The sequence below is a fragment of the Microbacterium sp. H37-C3 genome, assembly GCF_027157935.1.
GTDB lineage: Bacteria > Actinomycetota > Actinomycetes > Actinomycetales > Microbacteriaceae > Microbacterium > Microbacterium plantarum.
In genome coordinates, this window is record NZ_JAPVLR010000011.1 from 3,533 (window position 1) to 5,461 (window position 1,929).

Annotated in this window: 1 rRNA gene; it reads right to left on the minus strand. The window is 55.7% G+C overall.

The window, feature by feature from the left end:
* Positions 1 to 152: 152 nt before the first annotated feature.
* A 16S ribosomal RNA gene (locus O1W71_RS16430) occupies positions 153 to 1,672 on the minus strand.
* Positions 1,673 to 1,929 lie beyond the last annotated feature (257 nt).

Consider the following 1,929-nt stretch of genomic DNA (forward strand, 5'->3'; position numbering starts at 1 on the left):
ACCCGAAACCCTCCCCGTTCCCACCGCAAGCGGCGTACTAGAGAAGAACCTCATCCTTCGCACCATGTCAAATGTTCCACCCATGAGCTCCCAGCGAAGAACATGTGCCTTCGAACTGGGTTCTGGACTCCGAAGAGTCAGATGCTCCTTAGAAAGGAGGTGATCCAGCCGCACCTTCCGGTACGGCTACCTTGTTACGACTTAGTCCTAATTACCGATCCCACCTTCGACGGCTCCCTCCACAAGGGTTGGGCCACCGGCTTCAGGTGTTACCGACTTTCATGACTTGACGGGCGGTGTGTACAAGACCCGGGAACGTATTCACCGCAGCGTTGCTGATCTGCGATTACTAGCGACTCCGACTTCATGAGGTCGAGTTGCAGACCTCAATCCGAACTGGGACCGGCTTTTTGGGATTCGCTCCACCTCACGGTATTGCAGCCCTTTGTACCGGCCATTGTAGCATGCGTGAAGCCCAAGACATAAGGGGCATGATGATTTGACGTCATCCCCACCTTCCTCCGAGTTGACCCCGGCAGTATCCCATGAGTTCCCACCATTACGTGCTGGCAACATAGAACGAGGGTTGCGCTCGTTGCGGGACTTAACCCAACATCTCACGACACGAGCTGACGACAACCATGCACCACCTGTATAGAGACCTTGCGGGGCGACTGTTTCCAGACGTTTCCTCTATATGTCAAGCCTTGGTAAGGTTCTTCGCGTTGCATCGAATTAATCCGCATGCTCCGCCGCTTGTGCGGGTCCCCGTCAATTCCTTTGAGTTTTAGCCTTGCGGCCGTACTCCCCAGGCGGGGAACTTAATGCGTTAGCTGCGTCACGGAATCCGTGGAATGGACCCCACAACTAGTTCCCAACGTTTACGGGGTGGACTACCAGGGTATCTAAGCCTGTTTGCTCCCCACCCTTTCGCTCCTCAGCGTCAGTTACGGCCCAGAGATCTGCCTTCGCCATCGGTGTTCCTCCTGATATCTGCGCATTCCACCGCTACACCAGGAATTCCAATCTCCCCTACCGCACTCTAGTCTGCCCGTACCCACTGCAGGCCCGAGGTTGAGCCTCGGGTTTTCACAGCAGACGCGACAGACCGCCTACGAGCTCTTTACGCCCAATAATTCCGGATAACGCTTGCGCCCTACGTATTACCGCGGCTGCTGGCACGTAGTTAGCCGGCGCTTTTTCTGCAGGTACCGTCACTTTCGCTTCTTCCCTGCTAAAAGAGGTTTACAACCCGAAGGCCGTCATCCCTCACGCGGCGTTGCTGCATCAGGCTTTCGCCCATTGTGCAATATTCCCCACTGCTGCCTCCCGTAGGAGTCTGGGCCGTGTCTCAGTCCCAGTGTGGCCGGTCACCCTCTCAGGCCGGCTACCCGTCGACGCCTTGGTGAGCCATTACCTCACCAACAAGCTGATAGGCCGCGAGCTCATCCCTGACCGAAATTCTTTCCAGCTACTGACCATGCGGTCGCAGCTCGTATCCGGTATTAGACGCCGTTTCCAGCGCTTATCCCAGAGTCAGGGGCAGATTGCTCACGTGTTACTCACCCGTTCGCCACTGATCCACAGAGCAAGCTCTGCTTCACCGTTCGACTTGCATGTGTTAAGCACGCCGCCAGCGTTCATCCTGAGCCAGGATCAAACTCTCCGTAAAGAAAATTTGCTGCGACCAGCCGGAAAAAGACTGGAGCAGCGAGTTTGATGCTGACCAAAGAGATAAATCATTGCTGACTATCCGTTGCCTCCCCCGAAGGGAAGGTCTTTGATCCAAAGGAATCTCACCCCACCGAAGTGGAGTCGAGGTTATTTGGCATTTGACAAGTGCACGCTGTTGAGTTCTCAAGGATCGGACGCTCCCCCAACTGACCTCACAGCCAGCCCAGAGGGCAACTTCACAACCATACCCCACCG